Raw genomic sequence first — 17,728 nt, forward strand, 5'->3', positions numbered from 1 at the left:
GGACCGTACGAGTCCGCAATTGATTTTAGGTTGGTCCACATCCGACCAGCCGAGAAGAAATTGAGGCCACATCATGAGTCGCGGAAACGACAGACCGATGATCGAGACGAAGGCGCTCACCAAGCACTTCGCCCAGGGTAAGAAGCTCGTGGAAGCCGTCAAGGGGGTCACCCTCGACGTCGCGGAGGGTGAGTTGGTTGCCTTGCTGGGACCGAACGGCGCCGGAAAATCGACGACGTTGCGCATGCTGACCACCTTGCTCGAGCCCACGTCCGGAAGTGCGCGGATCGCAGGCTTCGACATCGCTGCGGCGCGAAACGAAGTGCGCTCCAGCCTCGGATACGTCGGTCAGGGGAACGGCGCCGGCCATAACCAGCGGGTTCGCGACGAGTTGGTGACGCAGGGACTGTGCTACGGAATGTCGAAGGGTGACTCGCAGGTCCGGGCCGACGAGCTGCTGGGTGATCTCGAACTCACCGATCTGGGCACTCGAAAGGTCAGTACATTGTCCGGCGGGCAGCGACGGCGGCTCGATATCGCGCTGGGTCTGGTTCATCGCCCTCCACTGCTTTTCCTCGACGAACCCACTACGGGGATGGACCCGCAGAGCCGGGCCAACCTCTGGGACCACATTCTCCGGTTGCGGCGAGAGATGGGCACCACCATCGTGCTGACCACGCACTATCTCGAAGAAGCGGATTCGATGGCAGAGCGGGTCATCGTCATCGACGACGGCACAGTCATCGCCGACAACACCGCTACCGCACTCAAAGCGGATCTTGCAGGAGACCATCTTCTGCTCACCTTCGACAGCACCGAGGCGGCCGGCGTCGCAGCGTCGGTGGCCGAGCAACTTGTCACCGTTCGTGAAGTCGCCGTCGACGCAAACGTGGTGAGTATTCGTGCGGGCGAGGGTGATTCGACGCTGCCGGTGTTGTTGCGTCAAGCGGATGCCCGCGGTGCACGCGCTCTCACCGCCGACATCACCAGGCCGACTCTCGACGACGTCTTCCTCACCCTCACCGGCCGCAGTCTGCGCGAGAGCGCCGCCGCAGTCGCTTCCTAGAACCACTACGACGAACAGGAATCTGCCATGACAATCACACTCGACGCCCCACGTACCGTGCACGGCAACATTGTTCGAGACAGCGCAATAGTGATGGGCCGTGAGCTGCGCCCGATGTTGCGTGACCCGGTCAGCGTCATCTTCAGCCTCGTTCAGCCGCTGATCCTGCTGGCGTTGTTCGGTCCTCTGCTCAAAGGGGTCCCGGGTACCGGTGACGGCGTGTGGAATTGGTTCATTCCCGGTGTACTGGTGATGATCGCGATCTTCGGAACGACGATGACCGGTTCCAACCTTCTGATGGAGATGCAGCAGGGGTCGCACGAGCGCATGCTGGTGACTCCGCTCAGACGCTCGTCGTTGCTGATCGGGAGGGCGTGCAAGGAGATGGTTCCGCTTGCCGCGCAGGCGATTCTGATCATCCTGGTCGCGCTACCACTCGGGTTGGACGTCAACGCAGCGGGCGCCGCGCTCGGGATCGTCCTGCTCGGAGTGTTCGGCGTCGGACTCGGTGCGCTCTCGTATGCTCTCGCTCTGGCTGTGCGGGAGCAGGATTGGATGTTCTGGGTCGTTCAGCAGACGCTGATGTTCCCGCTCCTCATCTTGTCCGGAACCATGCTTCCGCTCGACGATGCGCCGGGTTGGATGAAGGTCCTCGTGAACATCAATCCGCTGGGCTATGTCGTCGACGCCGAGCGGGCACTGTTTGCCGGTGACTTCGCGTCGGGCAGCGTTCTGGCGGGAATAGTGGCCGCTGTGGGCGTTGCGGTCGTCGGTCTGGGCGTAGGTGTGCGCGCGGTGAAATAGCGTGGGTGTGTCGGCTGTCGGACGGGGCGCGGCGGACGGTGCCCCGGTCGCAGGTTTTCGCCCAGGTGTTCGCAGCGCCTATTGTTGTTCCTTGTGCTCTCCGTCGTTCCCCGCCCCGTAGTTGTCCGGGCCCCGTCCAAGGTGAATCTCCACCTTGCCGTCGGGGACCTGCGCGACGACGGTTATCACGAACTGACGACGGTGTTTCAGGCATTGTCGCTGGCAGACACGGTCACGGTGGCGCCTGCCGACACCCTGACCGTGCGGGTGATCGGCGACGACGCCGCGGCTGTGCCTACCGATCGCACCAATCTCGTCTGGCGTGCCGCTGAGATGCTCGCCGTCGAGGGTGGAGTGGCCCCGAACGTGGAGATCGTCATCGAGAAAGGCATTCCCGTCGCGGGCGGAATGGCCGGCGGGAGCGCCGACGCAGCCGCCGCGTTGGTTGCGCTCAACTCTTTGTGGAAGCTCGACTTCTCGCGACCTGATCTCGATGCCTTCGCGGCACGGCTCGGGAGCGACGTTCCGTTCTCCCTGCACGGTGGCACCGCGCTCGGAACCGGCCGCGGCGAACAACTTGTCCCCGTCTTGACTCGCCATACCTTTCACTGGGTATTGGCGCTGGCCAAGGGCGGCTTGAGTACGCCCGTCGTGTTTCGAGAACTGGACAAGCTGCGGGCCGAAGGTTCTCCGAAACGGTTGGGGAGCGCCGACGCCTTGATTCAGGCGCTCACCACCGGTGATGCTCATCTACTCGCCCCGCTCCTCGGCAACGACCTGCAGGCGGCAGCGCTCTCACTCAACCCGGATCTACGACGGACGCTGCGAGCGGGCGTCGAGGCCGGAGCTTTGGCCGGGATCGTCTCCGGCTCCGGACCGACATGCGCGTTCCTCTGCGCGGACGCACAGTCTGCGGTGGAAGTGAGCGCAGAACTTGCGGGAGCGGGGGTGTGCCGCACCGTTCGCGTGGCGAGCGGACCCGTTCCCGGAGCACGAATACTCGACAATGCGGCAAAGGGACAGCACTGATGGCGAATCTGATCAATCTGGAAAACGTGTCGAAGTCGTTCGGCGTCAAGCCGTTGCTCGACGGGGTCTCTCTGGGCGTCGAGGAAGGCGAGCGCATCGGCGTGGTCGGCCTCAACGGCGGCGGCAAGACGACGATGCTCGAAGTCCTCGCGGGTGTGGAGCAGCCGGATTCGGGACGCGTCAGCCGCGTAGGCGGATTGCGCATGGCCGTCGTGACCCAGCGCGGAGTACTGCCTCCTGGCTCCACGGTCGGTGAAGTGGTCCTGGGGCCGCTCGGGGTAGCTCAGCACGAATGGGCCGGTGACGCGCGCATCCGTTCGGTGCTCTCCGGAATCGGTATCGACAACCTGGGCGCCGGCGGCGAGCGGTCCGCATTGGACGCCAAGGTCGACGGACTGTCCGGCGGTGAGCGCCGCCGCGTCGCATTGGCCGCGGCTCTCGTTCAGGACCTCGATCTGCTGGTGCTCGACGAGCCCACCAACCACCTCGACGTCGAAGGTGTTCAGTGGTTGGCCGAGCACCTCGTTTCACGTCGCAGCGCGCTTGTCGTCGTGACCCACGATCGCTGGTTCCTCGATACCGTCGCCACCCGCACCTGGGAGGTTGTCGGTGGCGGCGTCGAAAGCTACGAGGGTGGCTACAACGACTGGGTGTTCGCCCGCGCCGAGCGCTCGCGTCAGGCCGACGCCTCCGAAGAGCGTCGACGCAATCTTGCGCGCAAGGAACTCGCATGGCTGCGCCGCGGTGCTCCCGCCCGTACGTCCAAGCCGAAGTACCGCATCGAAGCCGCGGAAGCCCTGATCGCCGACGTTCCGGCGCCTCGTGACGCGGTGGCACTTGCGTCGTTCGCCCAGCGTCGACTCGGCAAGGTTGTCATCGAACTCGAGGACGCGCGTCTGGAGACCCCCGACGGCCGCGTACTCGTCGAGGATCTGACCTGGCGTCTTGCTCCGGGCGAGCGTGTCGGCCTGGTCGGCGTCAACGGCTCCGGTAAGACAACGCTGCTGCGGACCCTGGCCGGCGAACTCGAGCCTGCAGCAGGCAAGCGCATTCAGGGGCAGACCGTCCACATCGGTTGGCTCAAGCAGGAACTCGACGATCTGCCGACCGACATGCGCGTACTCGACGCAGTCAAGGATGTAGCCGAGCGAATCACGTTGGGTGACAAGGAAGTATCGGCCGGTCAGCTGGCCGAGCGCTTGGGCTTCACGCCCGCCCGCCAGCGCACGCCAGTCGGAGACCTCTCCGGTGGTGAGCGACGACGCCTGCAGTTGACGCGTGTCCTCATGGCCGAGCCCAACGTCCTGCTTCTCGACGAGCCGACCAACGATCTCGACATCGACACGTTGCAGCAACTCGAGGATCTGCTCGACGGTTGGGCGGGCACCATGGTTGTCATCTCGCACGACCGGTACCTGATCGAGCGTATCTGTGACACCACCTGGGCACTCTTCGGTGATCGCAAGCTCACCAACCTGCCCGGCGGTATCGAGGACTACCTGCGTCGACGTGCTGCGATGGGGGATGGTGACAATCCGTCTGTGGCTTCGACCGCGAGCGGTGCGTCGAAGAGCAAGCAGGTTCGCGACGGCGCTGCGGATCGCGCTGCACGCAAGGAGCTTTCGAAGCTCGAGCGGTCGATCGCGAAGTTCGACGACCGTGAGAAGAAGCTGCACGCTTCCCTCGCCGACGCGGCCACCGACCCGGACAAGCTGCAGAAGCTCGGCGCTGAACTCAAGCAGGTCATCGCTGACAAGGAAGCCGCCGAAGAGCAGTGGATGGAGCTGTTCGCGGAGCTGGACGGCTAGGGGAGCTTCATCCCGAACTTCTCGAAGATTCGCTCTGGGTCCACGGTCTCCGGTTCTTGCCTGCGCAGCAGTGCGTCCAGAACGAGGCCGTCCAGCGCCGCGACCAACTCCGTTGCATTGGACGAGGTCATGCCGCGTTCGACCAAGATGTCGACAAACCGATCCCGACCACGCACCAGTTCCACTGCGAGGTCGGGATCGTGGAATGACGCGACGACCAGTTCGTAACGTGCCCGGGTGCGGCTGGATTCGGGGCCCAGCCATCGGGCTACCTGTTGCTTCGGCGTCTCGCCCGGTCGAGGGAGATCGCCGTCCAAAAGGTGTTGCACCACTTCGAAGATCAGTCCGCGTTGGTTCGCGAAGTAGTGCCGCGCGCTGCCGTGTGGCACTTTTTCGGCGAGCCTGCTCGTGCTGTGCGTTGTCGCGATTGTATGTTTCGCGGGGTATGTCTTCTATCGCGTGTTATTGGACGACTAGGTGAATGGTGATGTACTTCAACAGGTCTCGAGTCTCCGTGCTCTCGAAGTTGTCCGTTTTGTCTCTGGTTATCGAAAGTGTGTTCGATTAGACTTTGAGTATGGACGGTCGGGATGCGTGGCAACTGGATGGTGAGGACCTCAAGAGTGAGGTTCTGGATCTGGTGCGTGTCCGGCACGAGTTGCAGTCGCGGATGGTGTTGCTGATCGTGGAGATGTTTTCCCGGGATGTTCTCGGCGGGAAGGGTTTTCGGGCGATCGCGCAGTGGTTGCATGGTTCGACGAATCTGGAGATCGGTGAGTGCAGTCTGCTGGTCGGGTTGGCGCGGTTGCTGATGCTCGAACCCGTTGTCGGCGATGCGTTTCACCGGGGTGATGTGGATGCGTTGAAAGCCCGGCAGGTGGCGTCGTTTTGTCAGCACCCGCCGAAGAACATGACCCTGGCGGACGTGGAGAAGGCCCGCGGGATTTTGCTTGATCTGGCGTCGAAGAATATTGCCGATTGTGATGCGGTGCGGGCGGCGATTCGGCGGATCGAGAAGCAGTACGGAAACCGTGAGGACGGTGTTCCGGTCGGGGAAGACTCGGAGCGCAATGAGTTCTACGCCTCGAAAGGCTTGTACGGGCGGGTCACGGTGAAGGGTGATGTGGATGCGGTGAACGGGGCGCGGTTGATCACGTTGTTGTCGCGTCTGTCGGCTCCGACGCCGGAGAAGGATGGTGTCAAAGACACCCGCGCGCCGGCTTTACGGCGTGCGGATGGGTTTTGTGAGTTGTTGCGCCGGTACGAGCGGGCGGGGTTGGGTCCGATCGAGGGTGGGGTGAAACCGCACATCACGGTGACAGCGTCGGCGAAGGACATGACCGACCTCAAAGCCTTGAAGGATCTGTTGCCGTCCACCGAGGAGTTGGGATTCGCGTGGACGGATTGGGTGGGCCCGATCAGTATCGACACTGCCCGGATGCTGGCCTGCGACTGCACGGTCACGCGGATCTTGTTGGACGAGAATGGTGTTCCGCTCGACTGCGGTAAGGAAGCGAGAACAGCGACGGTGCCGCAGCGGCGGGCGTTGGCGGTCCGGGATGGTGGGTGCGCGTTTCCGGGGTGCGGGACACCGTCGGGGTGGTGCGATGCTCACCATATCGTTCATTGGAATGATGGTGGCCCAACGGATCTCGATAATCTGATCTTGTTGTGTGGTCATCATCATCGGACACTGCACCACACGCAGTGGCGGGTGGAGATCGGCCCCGATCGGAAGTCGGTGTTCTATCCGCCGATGTCGATCGACCCGTATCAGCGGCCGATCGGCGGGAACAGTCCACCGACAGCAGCGTGAACCGCGACAACCGAAGACATGAGCACCGAGGCGCAATCATGCCCCGGTGCTCACGGCTGTCTGCCGTCAGAACGTGAGCGTGAGTCGCCCGTTCTCGTCGCTGATATGAACGGTCCGCCCGATGGCCGGAGGGTTGTCGCCCCGAAGCTGGGTCAGTTCGGCGGCATTCTCGGGACCGGTATGCCCAGCGACGCGGCGGCCGTCCGGCGTTGTCGCGATCACGAATCCGATCTCGGGCTCACCGGTGCGACCGTATTCGACTGAGGCCGTGACGATTTCTGCAGTGCCCTTGTAGTCAGTGATCAGTTCCGGAGCCTCCGCGGTCAAAGCACGTGCGTCGGGATCGCCGACGTACCCGTCGGCATGAGCGGCGGCCGACATCAGAACGCAGTGCTGGTAGGTGAGGAATCCACCGTTGCCGTGGACGAGGGCAAGGTTCGCGCCGTCGCGAATTCGCCGGGTGACCTCGGCGACGGAATGTAGCGTGTAGCTGTTCAGTGGTCCGCCGAAGAACGAGTGACCGCCGGTGACGCTCGGGATCGCGGTATCGGGAAGTCCGAGTTCTCGGATCAACAGCTTGGGCACGATCGGGAAGCAGCTGTAGGCATCGACGATGTCGAGTGCGTCGGCGCCTACTCCGGCACCGTCGAGTGTGCGATGGACGGCGTCATGCATTGCAGCTGAACTGTCGAAGCTGTTGCGGCTGAGGATGTCCAACGGATCGCTGGCACCTGCGCCGCCCCAGTGGTAGACGAGCTTGCTCTCGTCCATGCCGAGTTCGAGGGCCATCGACAACGAACAGACGACAACGGCCGCAGCCTGATTGACGAAGGGCATGGCGTTGAGCATCAGTGGGTACGGTTCGGAGACCATCCGATTGCCCGGACCGACGGTGCCGATCTCTTCTGCCGATCGGATCTCCGACGTCCAGGAGGCAGGATTCTTCGACGCCAGTTCCGAGAATGCGGCATACATCCGCGCGGACCAGTCGAGCGATTCGCGGGCGCCGTTGCCCTCGGCAGCACTGAAACAGTTCTCGAAGAGCGGGTAGACGCGCGTCGGCACGATGAAACCAGCGCGCTGCATTTCAGGGCTTCCCAGGTCGGCCGGATCGAATCCGGGAGGCCCACCCGGTGCTGCCGTCCACCCGATCGAGTCAGGGGTGACTCCCGCCTTTCGTAGCGCAGTGCTGCTGGCATGCGATTCGCCACCCACAAGCAGAGCAGCCGAGGATTCACCTCGGGCGATGGACGCGCCGATCCGATCGAGGAGCGCCGCGGGCCAGTGGCCACCGATCGGAGAGGTGGACGTGACCGTGGGGGTCGCACCTAATCGTGAGGCAAGCAGCCCGGGGAGGTCGTCGTACGACCAGCTGACGGTCTTGATTGCGAACACGGAATCGATCTGGGTTCCCAGTTCGGCGTGTCCACTGTCGTTCAAGGCGGCGACGGTGGCGTCGTGAATCAGATCGAGAGGTTCGCGGTGCCCGTCGGCTGGGTTCCAGCGCAGATCACCGACGCCGACGATGACCGGGATTCGTGATGCGTCAACCATCATGTACCTCTCGTTGCCGACCCGTAGCCGGGAGTTGACGTCACGATATCGGTGCCCGCAGTATCTGTAACTCTCGGGTCACAGTCAACATTTTTCGGGTTCCTATTTAGGTATGCCTAACGAAAGTCCTATACTCGTCATCATGACAGCTGTGGCAGAGAGAATTTCGGTGCCCGTGGGGCCGCGTTCCATCGATCACCCCTACTCGATGACAACGGTGACTCTGAAGCTCTCTCACCAGCGGCAGTGGGCCCCGCATCGTCATCCAGAGCACGAGCTGATCTGGGGAAACTCCGGCGGAATGCTCACGGTTGTGGCTGACGGCATCACGTGGGAGGTGCCGCCGTCGGCGGGACTGTGGTTGCCTGCCGGTGCGTTACATGCCGTGAAGGCCGGCCCTGGTACCGAGTTCTTCTGCACCTACTTCCGGCCTGAGGCGCACGCCGCGCCCTCGGGTGTTCCCGGTTTGTTCGGAGTCAGTGCTCTCCTGCGTGAGGTACTCCTGCACATGCATCGACGGAACATGCCCGACGAGGCCCGTAGCCGCGCGGAGCGGGTGGCCTTCGACATGCTGCAGCCGCTCGCGGTTGCTGCCGTGGAGGTGCCGATGCCGACCGATCCGCGAGCGCTGTTCGTCGCCGAAGCGTTGGTCGCCAATCCGGCAGACCAGCGCTCGCTGTCGGAATGGGCGCTGACGGCTGGCGGTAGTGTCCGGACCTTGACGCGCGTGTTCGCGCAGGGTACGGGAATGACGTTTGCGCAGTGGCGAATTCAGGTTCGTGTCCGCGCGGCGCTGACGTATTTAGCTGCTGGAGTGCCGGTTTCGGTGGTCAGTAGGCGAGTCGGGTACGAAACCCCGAGTGCTTTTGTCGCCGTGTTCCGCCGAGTCACCGGCCGTACACCCGGCAGCATGATGAACAAGGGGAGTGTGGCTCCCGAATCGGTGCCGTACCTTCTGCACGCGTGAGTTGGGTTGCACCGGCCGGAAGTGCCCGGTGCAACCGTCGCGCTCAACGCCGCGGCGCGGACCACGCTTCCCACAGCTCCGCATACCGACCCCCGAGGTTGACCAACTCGTCGTGAGAGCCGTGCTCGACCACGCGGCCGTCGTTCATGACGAGGATCTGGTCGGCGTCGACGGCCTGCGAGAGTCGGTGTGCCACTGTGACGGCAGTGCGACCCCGGGTCAGGGCGAGCGCGGCGTCGTCGAGGACCTTGGCTCCGGCGCTGCCCGCTTCGGCGGTCGCCTCGTCGAGAATCAGAAGCGGCGGATCCAGTAATTCGATTCTCGCCAACGCAAGTTGTTGTGCCTGTGTTGCGGTCAGCCGGTGTCCACCGTCCCCGACGACGGTTTCGAGTCCGTCCGGGAGTGCCCGCAACCAATCGGAGGCGCCGACGGTTTCGAGCGCTGCGATAATGTCGCTGTCGGTAGCCGACGGGTCGGCCAGCCGCAGATCCTCGGCCAACGTACCGGCAAAGACGTGGACCTCCTGCGTCACGAGGGCGACCGCGCTTCGAGAAGTCGACCGCGGCAATTCGTTCCGGGGGATGTCCCCGATCTTCACGACGCCTTCGGTCGGTTCATAGGTTCCCGCGATCAGTTTGGCCACCGTCGATTTTCCGGCTCCGGTTGCGCCCACCAGTGCGGTGACGGTCCCTGCCGGAATGGTGATGTCGATGTCTCGCAGAACGGGGGCGTCGCCGCGTCGGTACGAGAACGTGACGCGTTCCAACGATGCCGAGCTGTCGACAGGTTCACGTGGATCGGTCGGTGCGGGTGGCACGGGCGCAAGCGTGACTCCGACCAGGCGAGCCAACGCGATTGTGCCTTCCTGCAATTCGTCGAACACGCTGAGAACTGCACCCACCGGATCGAAGAGACGGTGGAAGAACAGTGCTGCGGCGGTAGCGGCACCGATGCTGATCTGACCGTCCTTCACCAGCCAGAAGCCGGTGATCAGCACGGCGGACAGACCGATGAACTCGGCGATGTTGAGTCGGCCGAAGAACCTCGTGCGCAGACGAGTGGTCAACAAGCTCAGCCGGACGGCCGTCATCGATCGAGATTCGATCTGTTCCAGATGGGGCTGGGCCAGACGGAGCGATCCGACGGTGTCGGAGTTGCTGAGCGAGTCCAGGAGCTGTTGCGCACGTGCACCTTCCGCCTCCCGCTCCTCGCGGTAGACCGGGGCAGACCTCGAGAGATACCAGCGCAGCGCCTGGATCTGGATGGGAGCTGCGATCACCGCGGCGACGGCGAATCGCCAATCGAGGCTGCCCAATCCGATCAGGGTCAACACGATGGTCAGTGCTGCGGTGGCAAAAACCGGAAGCGCTTCGGATACAGCGCGGGTCACCAACCGGACGTCTCCGGTGATCCGGGAGACCAGGTCTCCGCGTCCGGCTCGCTCGACGTCGCTCTGTGGCAGGTCGAGAACCCGGACGACTACTTCTTCGCGCAGGTCGGCGACTACACGTTCACCGACACCGGCGAGCAGGTAGTTGCTCACTCCGACGAGAAGGGAGGAAGCAACCGCGATGGCGACCAACGCGAGAGTCAGCGTGCCGATGCGCGAGGCAGTGTCGCCGTCTCCGTCTGTCACGGCGTCGACCATGGCGCCGAGGACAAGTGGCGTGAGTAGACCGATCGCGGTCGCGGCGGTCAGAGTGACCACGGCGGCGATAGCGGATATCCGGTGCGGACCCATCAACCGAAGTGCCGCGCGGCGTGCCTGTTTCGGTGTCGCGGTGGGGAGTAGTTCGTTCACAGCTCGATCACCCGATCGCAGATATCGAGCAGCACGGGGCTGCTGGTCAGAAGAAGAGTCGCGTGAGCACCGCGTACCTCGGCGATCCCGCGTGCGATGCGCGCTTCGGTGACGGAGTCGACGGCGGTGGTGGGGTCGTGCAGAACCAGCACCGGTGCTTCGCTCGCGAGTGCTCTCGCCAATGCGATGCGCTGGCGCTGACCGCCCGAGAGCGAATTTCCCTGCTCCGTGACTCGGGTGGCGAGGCCGAGCGGCAGTGCCGAGATCACCTGATCTGCGGCAGCAGCGGCGACAGCCTCGTCGCTGCGCCTGCCGATCGGTGCGAGTGCCTCGATGTTGTCGCCCACGGTGCCGATGAACAGTGCGGCGTCGTGCGGTGCTGCCAGAACATGAGCCCGGAGTTCGTCGATGTGCAGTTCGTGAATGGCGTTGTCGCCGAGATGAATCGTTCCGCTCGAAGGCTCGATTCGACGAGCCAGTGCGTCGACCAACGCATCCGCCCAGGCGGCATTCTCGGTGACGATGCCGATGATCTCGCCGCGCTTGACGTCCAGATCGACAGGTGAAGCTCCGGCCAGCACGACGTCGCGCAGCGTCAGGAACTCTGCGTGGTTCAGGGGTGCAGGATCACTCGCGGGAGTGACAGCCTCGCCGGTCGCCAGAAGCGATGCTACGCGGTTGGCGGAGGCGCGCGCCCGGGCCAGGCCGGCGCCGAAGTAGATGATGTCGATCAGCGGACCGCGAAGGAACTGTGCCAGACCCACCACGGCAACGAATTCACCGACCGAGATGCTCCCGGACGCTGCCATCCGCCCACCCACGTACGCGATGACGGCGAGGAAAGCGCCGGCGATTGCAACGTTGGCGGCGGAGTACATCGCTTGGTATCGCTGTGCGCGAAGGGTTGCTTCCAGCGAAGTTCGGCTCGCCCCCCGATATCGCTGCGCTGCAGCGTCTCCGGCGCCGATACCGGACAGGATTCGGAGTCCGGAGAGCAGATCAGCGGCGAGCGCGCCGGCCTTGGCGCCCTGCCATTGATCGGTTTCGGCTCGGCGTTCGAGCGGTCGACTGACCACCTGCATGAGAGCCAACACCGGGGGAGTGCCGAGGATGACGAGCAGGCCGAGCGGTACCGAGATCACCAGCAGCGAGATCGCCGCGGTCAGCACCCCGCAAGCCGCGGCGAGTTTGGTGCTCAGCGTGTGCGTGAATCCGGCCACCGAACCCGCGTCGGATGTCGCAATCGAGTAGACCTCGCCCGGCATGCGCCGAGGCGACATGCCATGCGGATCGAGGCCTCGGCGCGCGATGTCCATCCGTAGGCGGTGTGCTCCGTGCTCGGTGACGGAATCGGAGATACGCGCCGCGAATCGCCAACTGAGCAACAAGCCGGTGAAGAGAATTCCGAGAACGAGGATCCACTTTCCGAGTGCTGCGGCATCGCTGGTCGCCACAGCTCGGTCGATGACCGCACCGATCACCACCGGCACCAATGCTTCCGCGACCTGGTGGCCGGTGAAGCCGACGGAGGCGGCCGCCAGCTTGGCTCCGCGACCTTCGGAAGCGATCGCGCGGGTAATTACCTGGCGCGGCGTGATCGCCGGCCTGGCTGGGGGGCCGTTTGTCTCGGCCGAAAGAAGTGGTGTCGAAGGCACTGGGTCCACGCTAGGGATCGTGGGCGGTAGTCAGAAGTCACACCGATGCCAATACTTGTCGTGAACAGGCCATACGTATTGCGTTGGCCGAATTGCGATAGTAGTTGGCCCCGTTGCAGCGGAGAAGGCATCGACTCATCGACAACACTGCAATAAATTAAGGTCTACCTTACTTAGCGCGGGTTAACTATGTCCGGAAGTCGGATTGATCCTCGTGTTCGGGTCCGGTTCATGTTCCATCGATGTTGGAGATTGTTGTGAGTCTTGTGTTCGGCGAGGTACTTCACAAGGAGTACGTGACCCCGGGAATGGTTCGTATCGTGTTCGGTGGGGAGGAGCTGACCGCCTTCGAAACCACCGGTACCGGTGACGAATACCTGCGTCTCCACTTCCCGGTCCCGGCCACGGGCAAGTTCGTACTGCCGGCGGAAGATCCGGATGCACCGCGCGGTTGGCGATACCCGGAGGGCGAGGAACCGTCCCCGTGCCAGCCGTACACCGTGCGACGGTTCGATTCCGAGACCAGCCGCATGACGATCGACTTCGTCGTTCACGAGGGTGGTGTCGCGAGCGACTGGGCACAGAAGGCCGAGATCGGTGACAAGTTGGCGATCGGCGAGTCTCGTGGCCTCTACGAGCCGCCGGCCGACGCGCGCTGGCAGGTGTTCGTCGCCGACGCGACTGGACTCCCCGCACTCGGGCGCTTGATCGAACAGTTGCCCGCCGGCATGTCGGCCAAGGCGATCGTCGAGGTGGTGGACGAGTCTCACAAGCAGCAGATCGCCTCGGCCGCCGACGTCGAGTTCATCTGGCTGGTCGGCAGTGGCAACGGTGTTGCACCGTCGAAGCTCCCGGATGCTGTTCGCGCGATGAACCTTCCGACCGAACTCGGATACGTGTGGGTGGCAGGCGAAAGCACGATGCTCCGTGACATCCGCAAGTACCTTCGCCACGAACTGAAGTTGCCGGGTGAGCAGTACAAGGTCATCGGCTACTGGACCTACAAGGCCGAGGTGTGGAATGCGAAATACGAGGCCCTCGACGAGAGTGTCCGCGCTGCACTCGATGCTGCCTGGGAATCCGACCGCGACGAGGAAGAGATCCGCGACGAGGTCGAGAAGACTCTAGAGAGCGCCGGATTGTGAGCGTTGGACTGGACAAGAGCGCCGTCGACAAGAGTCAGGCTGACAAGAGCGCCTCCGACAAACACACCGAAGAACTGATCGACGAGTCGCTGCAAGAAAAGCAGAAGCAACCGGACGGGCTGGTATCGACAAACTCTCGTCGCATGGCCGGGCTTCTGGTGTGCCTGGTGGTGCTCGCCGCCGTGCTCCTCCTGAGCATCGCGGTGGGATCGAAGACCATTCCGTTCGGCACCGTGATCGACGCGCTGGTGAACTACGACGATTCCAATGATCACGTGATCATCCGTGACCTGCGGCTACCGCGTACTCTCCTCGGTCTGATAGTCGGCATGGCGCTCGGTGTCGCCGGTGGCCTCATCCAGGCGATGACACGAAATCCCTTGGCTGACCCCGGAATTCTCGGTGTCAATGCCGGTGCGGGGTTCGCGATGGTTGTTGCCGTCGCGGTCTTCGGCCTGACCAGCATCTGGTCCTATATCTGGTTCGCTTTCCTCGGCGCGGTGATAGCCACGGCGATCGTCTACACGTTGGGCTCGATCGGCAGGGGCGGTGCAACGCCCATTCGGCTGACGCTGGCCGGTGTCGCCATCGGCTCCGTGCTCGGCGGCATCTCCTCCGGCATCACCCTGCTCAACCCGACCGCTTTCGACCAGATGCGCCAGTGGAATGCCGGCTCACTCAGCGGGCGTTCCTTGGAAATCGTTCTGGCTGTTGCACCCTTCATCCTCATCGGGCTCTTCCTGGCGCTCGCGTTGGCACGCCAGCTCAATGCCGTGGCTTTGGGTGACGATCTGGCACGTTCGCTCGGTGCCAATATCACTCGCACTCGTATTCTCGGCGTGATCGCGGTGACGTTGCTGTGTGGCGCGGCGACGGCTGCGGCCGGACCGATCGGATTCGTCGGTCTGATGGTTCCGCACGTCGCGAGATGGTTCGTCGGACCCGATCAGCGATGGATTCTTCCGTACACATTGGTGTGTTCGCCGATTCTTCTCCTCTTCTCCGACGTCGTCGGCCGAATCGTGCTGCGCCCGGGTGAACTTCAGGTCGGTATCGTCACGGCCTTCATCGGTGCTCCGGTGCTGATCATGCTGGTGCGTCGAAGCAAGGTGAGCGGTCTGTGAGCATCGATTTCGGGCGCCCCACCACGGTGGTGCGCTCACCCAAAGAAGGCTGGTCCGCGCGGATCGACGTCCGCACGGTCACGGTCTGCCTCGTCCTCGTTGCGCTTGCACTGGCGATCGGTGTCATCGCGCTCGGTAGTGGTGACTACCAGGTGCCGATCGGGGACGTCCTCGGCGCACTGTTCGGCGAGGCTCCCGCGCGTATTCACATGGTCGTCGTGGAATGGCGTCTGCCCCGAGTTCTGTTGGCGCTGATGCTCGGTGCGGCACTCGGCATGAGTGGTGCAATCTTCCAGTCGCTCACCAGGAACCCGTTGGGTAGCCCGGACATCATCGGCTTCAACTCGGGTGCGTACACGGGCGCTCTGGTGGTCATCCTCCTCATCGGTGGCACTTACTACGAGATCGCAGTCGGCGCCTTGGTAGGCGGTATCGCCACCGCAGCAGTGGTTTACCTCCTTGCGTACAAACGTGGTGTGCAGGGATTCCGGTTGATCATCGTCGGTATCGCCATCAGTGCGATGTTGGGCTCGGTCAACACCTGGATGATCCTCAAGGCGAAACTCGACGACGCCATGGCTGCCGCAGTGTGGGGTGCCGGTTCGCTGAACGGTCTCGGCTGGACCCAGGTGTGGCCGGTGGTCGTCGTGCTGGCCATACTCGTTCCGCTGATCCTGGTGTTGGGCAGGCGGATGCAGATGCTCGAGATGGGTGACGACGCCGCCAAGGCGCTCGGCGTCCGGGCCGAACCCACGCGACTTTCCCTGGTTGTTCTCGGCGTCGCACTGACGGCCATGGTGACGGCGGCGGCCGGACCGATCGGATTCGTCTCGCTGGCGGCTCCGCAGTTGGTGAGGCGATTGACCGGTAGTGCCGGAGTGACCCTGCTGCCGTCGGCGGCGATGGGTGGAGCGCTGCTGATGGTCAGCGACTGGGTGGCGCAACGAGCTTTCGCACCGACACAGTTGCCGGTCGGCGTCGTCACCGTCTCCATCGGTGGCATCTATTTCGTATGGCTTCTCGCGCGAGAGGCACGTAAGCAGTGATCGGTGAAGGAACGAGGAACAGCGTGAACGAGACAAGTACGGCCGCCGTCGTGGCTGAAAGGACGAATCGGCTTCGCGCCGAGGACGTCACGATCGGTAACGACAAGCGCGTCATCTCGGAGCACCTCGACGTCGAGATCCCCGACGGTGGCTTCACCGTCATCGTCGGCCCCAACGCCTGCGGCAAGTCGACGCTTCTGCGTGCGTTGTCGCGGTTGCTCAAGCCGACTACCGGCAAAGTTCTCCTCGACGGCAAGGCGATCACGTCGTACCCGGCCAAGGAAGTCGCGAGGCGACTCGGGCTTCTGCCGCAGACGTCGATCGCCCCGGACGGCATCAAAGTCGCCGATCTGGTTGCGCGAGGACGTTATCCGCACCAGAAGCTGATCCGTCAGTGGTCCCGGGAGGATGAAGCCGCCGTCATCAAGGCGATGGAGGCAACCAAGGTCACGGATCTGTCGGCCAGGCCGGTCGACGAACTGTCCGGTGGTCAGCGCCAACGTGTCTGGGTCGCTATGGTTCTCGCGCAGCAGACTCCGTTGGTGCTGCTGGACGAGCCGACGACGTTCCTCGACATCGCGCATCAGATCGAGCTGCTGGAGCTGTGCCGCGATCTGAACGAGAACGACGGACACACGCTGGTGGCGGTGCTTCACGATCTCAATCACGCGTGCCGCTACGGAACTCACATCATCGCGATGAAGGACGGCGCCGTGGTCGCCGAAGGCCCGCCCGCGGAGATCATCACCGAAGAACTGGTGCAGGAGGTGTTCGGCATGGCGTGCCGCATCATCGACGATCCGGTTTCCCATACACCGCTTGTCATTCCGCTGGGACGCGAGCGTCAGCGAAACATCGAAGGAGCAAAGGTATGACACTCGTCCTGGATGCGCAGGTCACCGAATCGGAGTGGGCTCAGATCGTCGACCGCATTTCACGGCGTCGATTCTTCGGTGGCGCAGCCGGTGTGGCTGCAGCACTGGCGCTGAGCGCCTGCGGAAGCTCCGACAGCGAATCCGACTCTGCCAGTGACACTCTCCCGTACGCGTGGGCCGAGTTCAGTGGCGACATTCCGCGCGACCCGAAGCGTGTGGTGGTGCTCGACGGCCGCGTCGACCTCGAATTCGCCATGATGATGGATTACCCGATCGTCGGTTCGGGGAACTTCTGGTTCCCCGACGCCAAGGCAGGATTCCAATTTCCCGGCCGCACCATCGAGGACGCGAGCTTCGTCAACGTCGCCGGCGACTTCTCCACCAATTTCGAGGCTCTGCTCGCTCTCGAGCCCGACCTGATCGTCATCACCGCGATCGGTTACACCAGTGACTGGTACGGCACGGAGCGCTTGTCTTCCATCGCGCCGCTGTTGGTCGTCGGCGACGACGTCGAGCCGATCGCCGGACACCCGGTCGACTGGCGAGGTGCACTGATGGCGCAGGCGAGCCAGCTCGATCGTGTGGCGATCGCCGAGGCTTCCATCGCGGAGTACGACGACAAGCTCGCGAGACTGCGACCGATGTTGCAGGAGAAGCTGGGCGGAAAGAAGATCGTGTTCGGCGTTCAGACGCCGACCGGATTCCTTGTGCATCAGCGGAATCTGCGGATCAGTGTTGCCATCGATGCCGGCCTGGACGTACTTTTCCGTGACGACGACAATGCAGAGAACTCGTTCGAGTTGTCGTTCGAGCAACTCGACACGTTGGCTCCGGCGGATGTGATCATCGCCCAGGCGCGCGATCAGGAAGCGCTCGACGCGATCAAGACGCAGCCGACGTGGCAGCGGTTGCCTGCAGTTCAGGCGGGCAACGTGTTGACGAGCGACGCACGATACAACCAAGGATTCGCGCTCACCGCGGCCATCTTCCTCGACGTTCTCGAGGAAGCGGCCGGGCGATTCACCGCTGGGCAGTAGG

15 protein-coding genes are annotated in these 17,728 nt (G+C 63.6%); 11 read left to right on the forward strand and 4 right to left on the reverse strand.

Annotated elements, in window-relative coordinates; all coding sequences use genetic code 11:
* The first annotated feature begins 73 nt into the window (after positions 1–73).
* The 4 genes from ABWI03_RS06110 (at position 74) to ABWI03_RS06125 (ending at position 4,707) form a co-directional block, all read left to right on the forward strand.
* Positions 74–1,066, forward strand: coding sequence for an ATP-binding cassette domain-containing protein (locus ABWI03_RS06110; protein ID WP_298777700.1), 993 nt, complete (start codon positions 74–76; stop codon positions 1,064–1,066).
* A gap of 27 nt (positions 1,067–1,093) precedes the next feature.
* Positions 1,094–1,870: an ABC transporter permease gene (locus ABWI03_RS06115; RefSeq protein WP_124567428.1), complete on the forward strand. Its 777-nt coding sequence runs from the start codon at positions 1,094–1,096 to the stop codon at positions 1,868–1,870.
* Positions 1,871–1,963: 93 nt separating this feature from the next.
* Complete coding sequence (locus ABWI03_RS06120; protein WP_095971028.1) at positions 1,964–2,899, forward strand: 4-(cytidine 5'-diphospho)-2-C-methyl-D-erythritol kinase; 936 nt, start codon at positions 1,964–1,966, stop codon at positions 2,897–2,899.
* Positions 2,899–4,707 (forward strand): ABC-F family ATP-binding cassette domain-containing protein, encoded by a 1,809-nt coding sequence (locus ABWI03_RS06125; RefSeq protein WP_003946255.1) that lies wholly within the window; start codon positions 2,899–2,901, stop codon positions 4,705–4,707. The genes ABWI03_RS06120 and ABWI03_RS06125 overlap by 1 nt, the downstream gene beginning before the upstream one ends.
* On the opposite strand, the gene ABWI03_RS06130 is transcribed toward ABWI03_RS06125, so the two are convergent.
* Positions 4,704–5,096, reverse strand: a complete 393-nt coding sequence (locus ABWI03_RS06130; protein WP_298777705.1) for a TetR/AcrR family transcriptional regulator — start codon at positions 5,094–5,096, stop codon at positions 4,704–4,706. The genes ABWI03_RS06125 and ABWI03_RS06130 overlap by 4 nt on opposite strands.
* Before the next feature lie 188 nt (positions 5,097–5,284).
* On the opposite strand from ABWI03_RS06130, the gene ABWI03_RS06135 reads away from it, so the two are divergent.
* Complete coding sequence (locus tag ABWI03_RS06135; RefSeq protein ID WP_353798755.1) at positions 5,285–6,523, forward strand: HNH endonuclease signature motif containing protein; 1,239 nt, start codon at positions 5,285–5,287, stop codon at positions 6,521–6,523.
* Between the two features lie 66 nt (positions 6,524–6,589).
* Here the strand turns inward: ABWI03_RS06135 and ABWI03_RS06140 are convergent, their stop codons facing one another.
* Complete coding sequence (locus ABWI03_RS06140) at positions 6,590–8,080, reverse strand: acetyl-CoA acetyltransferase (RefSeq protein ID WP_298774966.1); 1,491 nt, start codon at positions 8,078–8,080, stop codon at positions 6,590–6,592.
* A 139-nt stretch (positions 8,081–8,219) separates the two neighbouring features.
* Between ABWI03_RS06140 and ABWI03_RS06145 the strand changes: the two genes are divergently transcribed.
* The gene (locus ABWI03_RS06145; RefSeq protein ID WP_298774968.1) at positions 8,220–9,044 is read left to right on the forward strand and encodes a helix-turn-helix domain-containing protein; all 825 of its coding nucleotides are present in this window, start codon (positions 8,220–8,222) and stop codon (positions 9,042–9,044) included.
* 43 nt (positions 9,045–9,087) lie between these two features.
* Here ABWI03_RS06145 and ABWI03_RS06150 read toward each other — a convergent pair whose 3' ends face one another.
* Both ABWI03_RS06150 and ABWI03_RS06155 read right to left on the reverse strand, forming a co-directional pair.
* On the reverse strand, positions 9,088–10,845 hold the full coding sequence (locus ABWI03_RS06150) for an ABC transporter ATP-binding protein (RefSeq protein ID WP_235169933.1): 1,758 nt from the start codon (positions 10,843–10,845) through the stop codon (positions 9,088–9,090).
* Complete coding sequence (locus ABWI03_RS06155) at positions 10,842–12,500, reverse strand: ABC transporter ATP-binding protein (protein ID WP_235169932.1); 1,659 nt, start codon at positions 12,498–12,500, stop codon at positions 10,842–10,844. Before ABWI03_RS06155 ends, ABWI03_RS06150 begins: the two co-directional genes overlap by 4 nt.
* Before the next feature lie 257 nt (positions 12,501–12,757).
* On the opposite strand from ABWI03_RS06155, the gene ABWI03_RS06160 reads away from it, so the two are divergent.
* The 5 genes from ABWI03_RS06160 to ABWI03_RS06180 are packed head-to-tail and all read left to right on the forward strand — an operon-like array spanning position 12,758 to position 17,727.
* Positions 12,758–13,645, forward strand: a complete 888-nt coding sequence (locus tag ABWI03_RS06160; protein WP_253253098.1) for a siderophore-interacting protein — start codon at positions 12,758–12,760, stop codon at positions 13,643–13,645.
* Positions 13,642–14,769 (forward strand): Fe(3+)-siderophore ABC transporter permease, encoded by a 1,128-nt coding sequence (locus ABWI03_RS06165; protein ID WP_124567135.1) that lies wholly within the window; start codon positions 13,642–13,644, stop codon positions 14,767–14,769. The genes ABWI03_RS06160 and ABWI03_RS06165 overlap by 4 nt, the downstream gene beginning before the upstream one ends.
* On the forward strand, positions 14,766–15,815 hold the full coding sequence (gene fepG / locus ABWI03_RS06170; protein WP_095973554.1) for an iron-enterobactin ABC transporter permease: 1,050 nt from the start codon (positions 14,766–14,768) through the stop codon (positions 15,813–15,815). The genes ABWI03_RS06165 and fepG overlap by 4 nt, the downstream gene beginning before the upstream one ends.
* A 23-nt stretch (positions 15,816–15,838) precedes the next feature.
* Positions 15,839–16,690 carry an ABC transporter ATP-binding protein gene (locus ABWI03_RS06175; RefSeq protein WP_353798756.1) on the forward strand — a complete coding sequence of 284 codons (852 nt, stop codon included), beginning with the start codon at positions 15,839–15,841 and terminating at the stop codon, positions 16,688–16,690.
* Complete coding sequence (locus ABWI03_RS06180; RefSeq protein ID WP_298774982.1) at positions 16,687–17,727, forward strand: ABC transporter substrate-binding protein; 1,041 nt, start codon at positions 16,687–16,689, stop codon at positions 17,725–17,727. The genes ABWI03_RS06175 and ABWI03_RS06180 overlap by 4 nt, the downstream gene beginning before the upstream one ends.
* Position 17,728 lies beyond the last annotated feature (1 nt).

Origin of the sequence: Rhodococcus baikonurensis (assembly GCF_040489275.1) — a bacterium.
Taxonomy (GTDB): domain Bacteria; phylum Actinomycetota; class Actinomycetes; order Mycobacteriales; family Mycobacteriaceae; genus Rhodococcus_F; species Rhodococcus_F baikonurensis.

Bases quoted from the DNA above. Each gene is read 5' to 3' on its own strand.
- ABWI03_RS06110 (WP_298777700.1), top strand. From the start codon at position 74: ATGAGTCGCGGAAACGACAGACCGATGATCGAGACGAAGGCGCTCACC.
- ABWI03_RS06115 (WP_124567428.1), top strand. From the start codon at position 1,094: ATGACAATCACACTCGACGCCCCACGTACCGTGCACGGCAACATTGTT.
- ABWI03_RS06125 (WP_003946255.1), top strand. From the start codon at position 2,899: ATGGCGAATCTGATCAATCTGGAAAACGTGTCGAAGTCGTTCGGCGTC.
- ABWI03_RS06135 (WP_353798755.1), top strand. From the start codon at position 5,285: ATGGACGGTCGGGATGCGTGGCAACTGGATGGTGAGGACCTCAAGAGT.
- ABWI03_RS06140 (WP_298774966.1), bottom strand. From the start codon at position 8,080: ATGATGGTTGACGCATCACGAATCCCGGTCATCGTCGGCGTCGGTGAT.
- ABWI03_RS06145 (WP_298774968.1), top strand. From the start codon at position 8,220: ATGACAGCTGTGGCAGAGAGAATTTCGGTGCCCGTGGGGCCGCGTTCC.
- ABWI03_RS06180 (WP_298774982.1), top strand. From the start codon at position 16,687: ATGACACTCGTCCTGGATGCGCAGGTCACCGAATCGGAGTGGGCTCAG.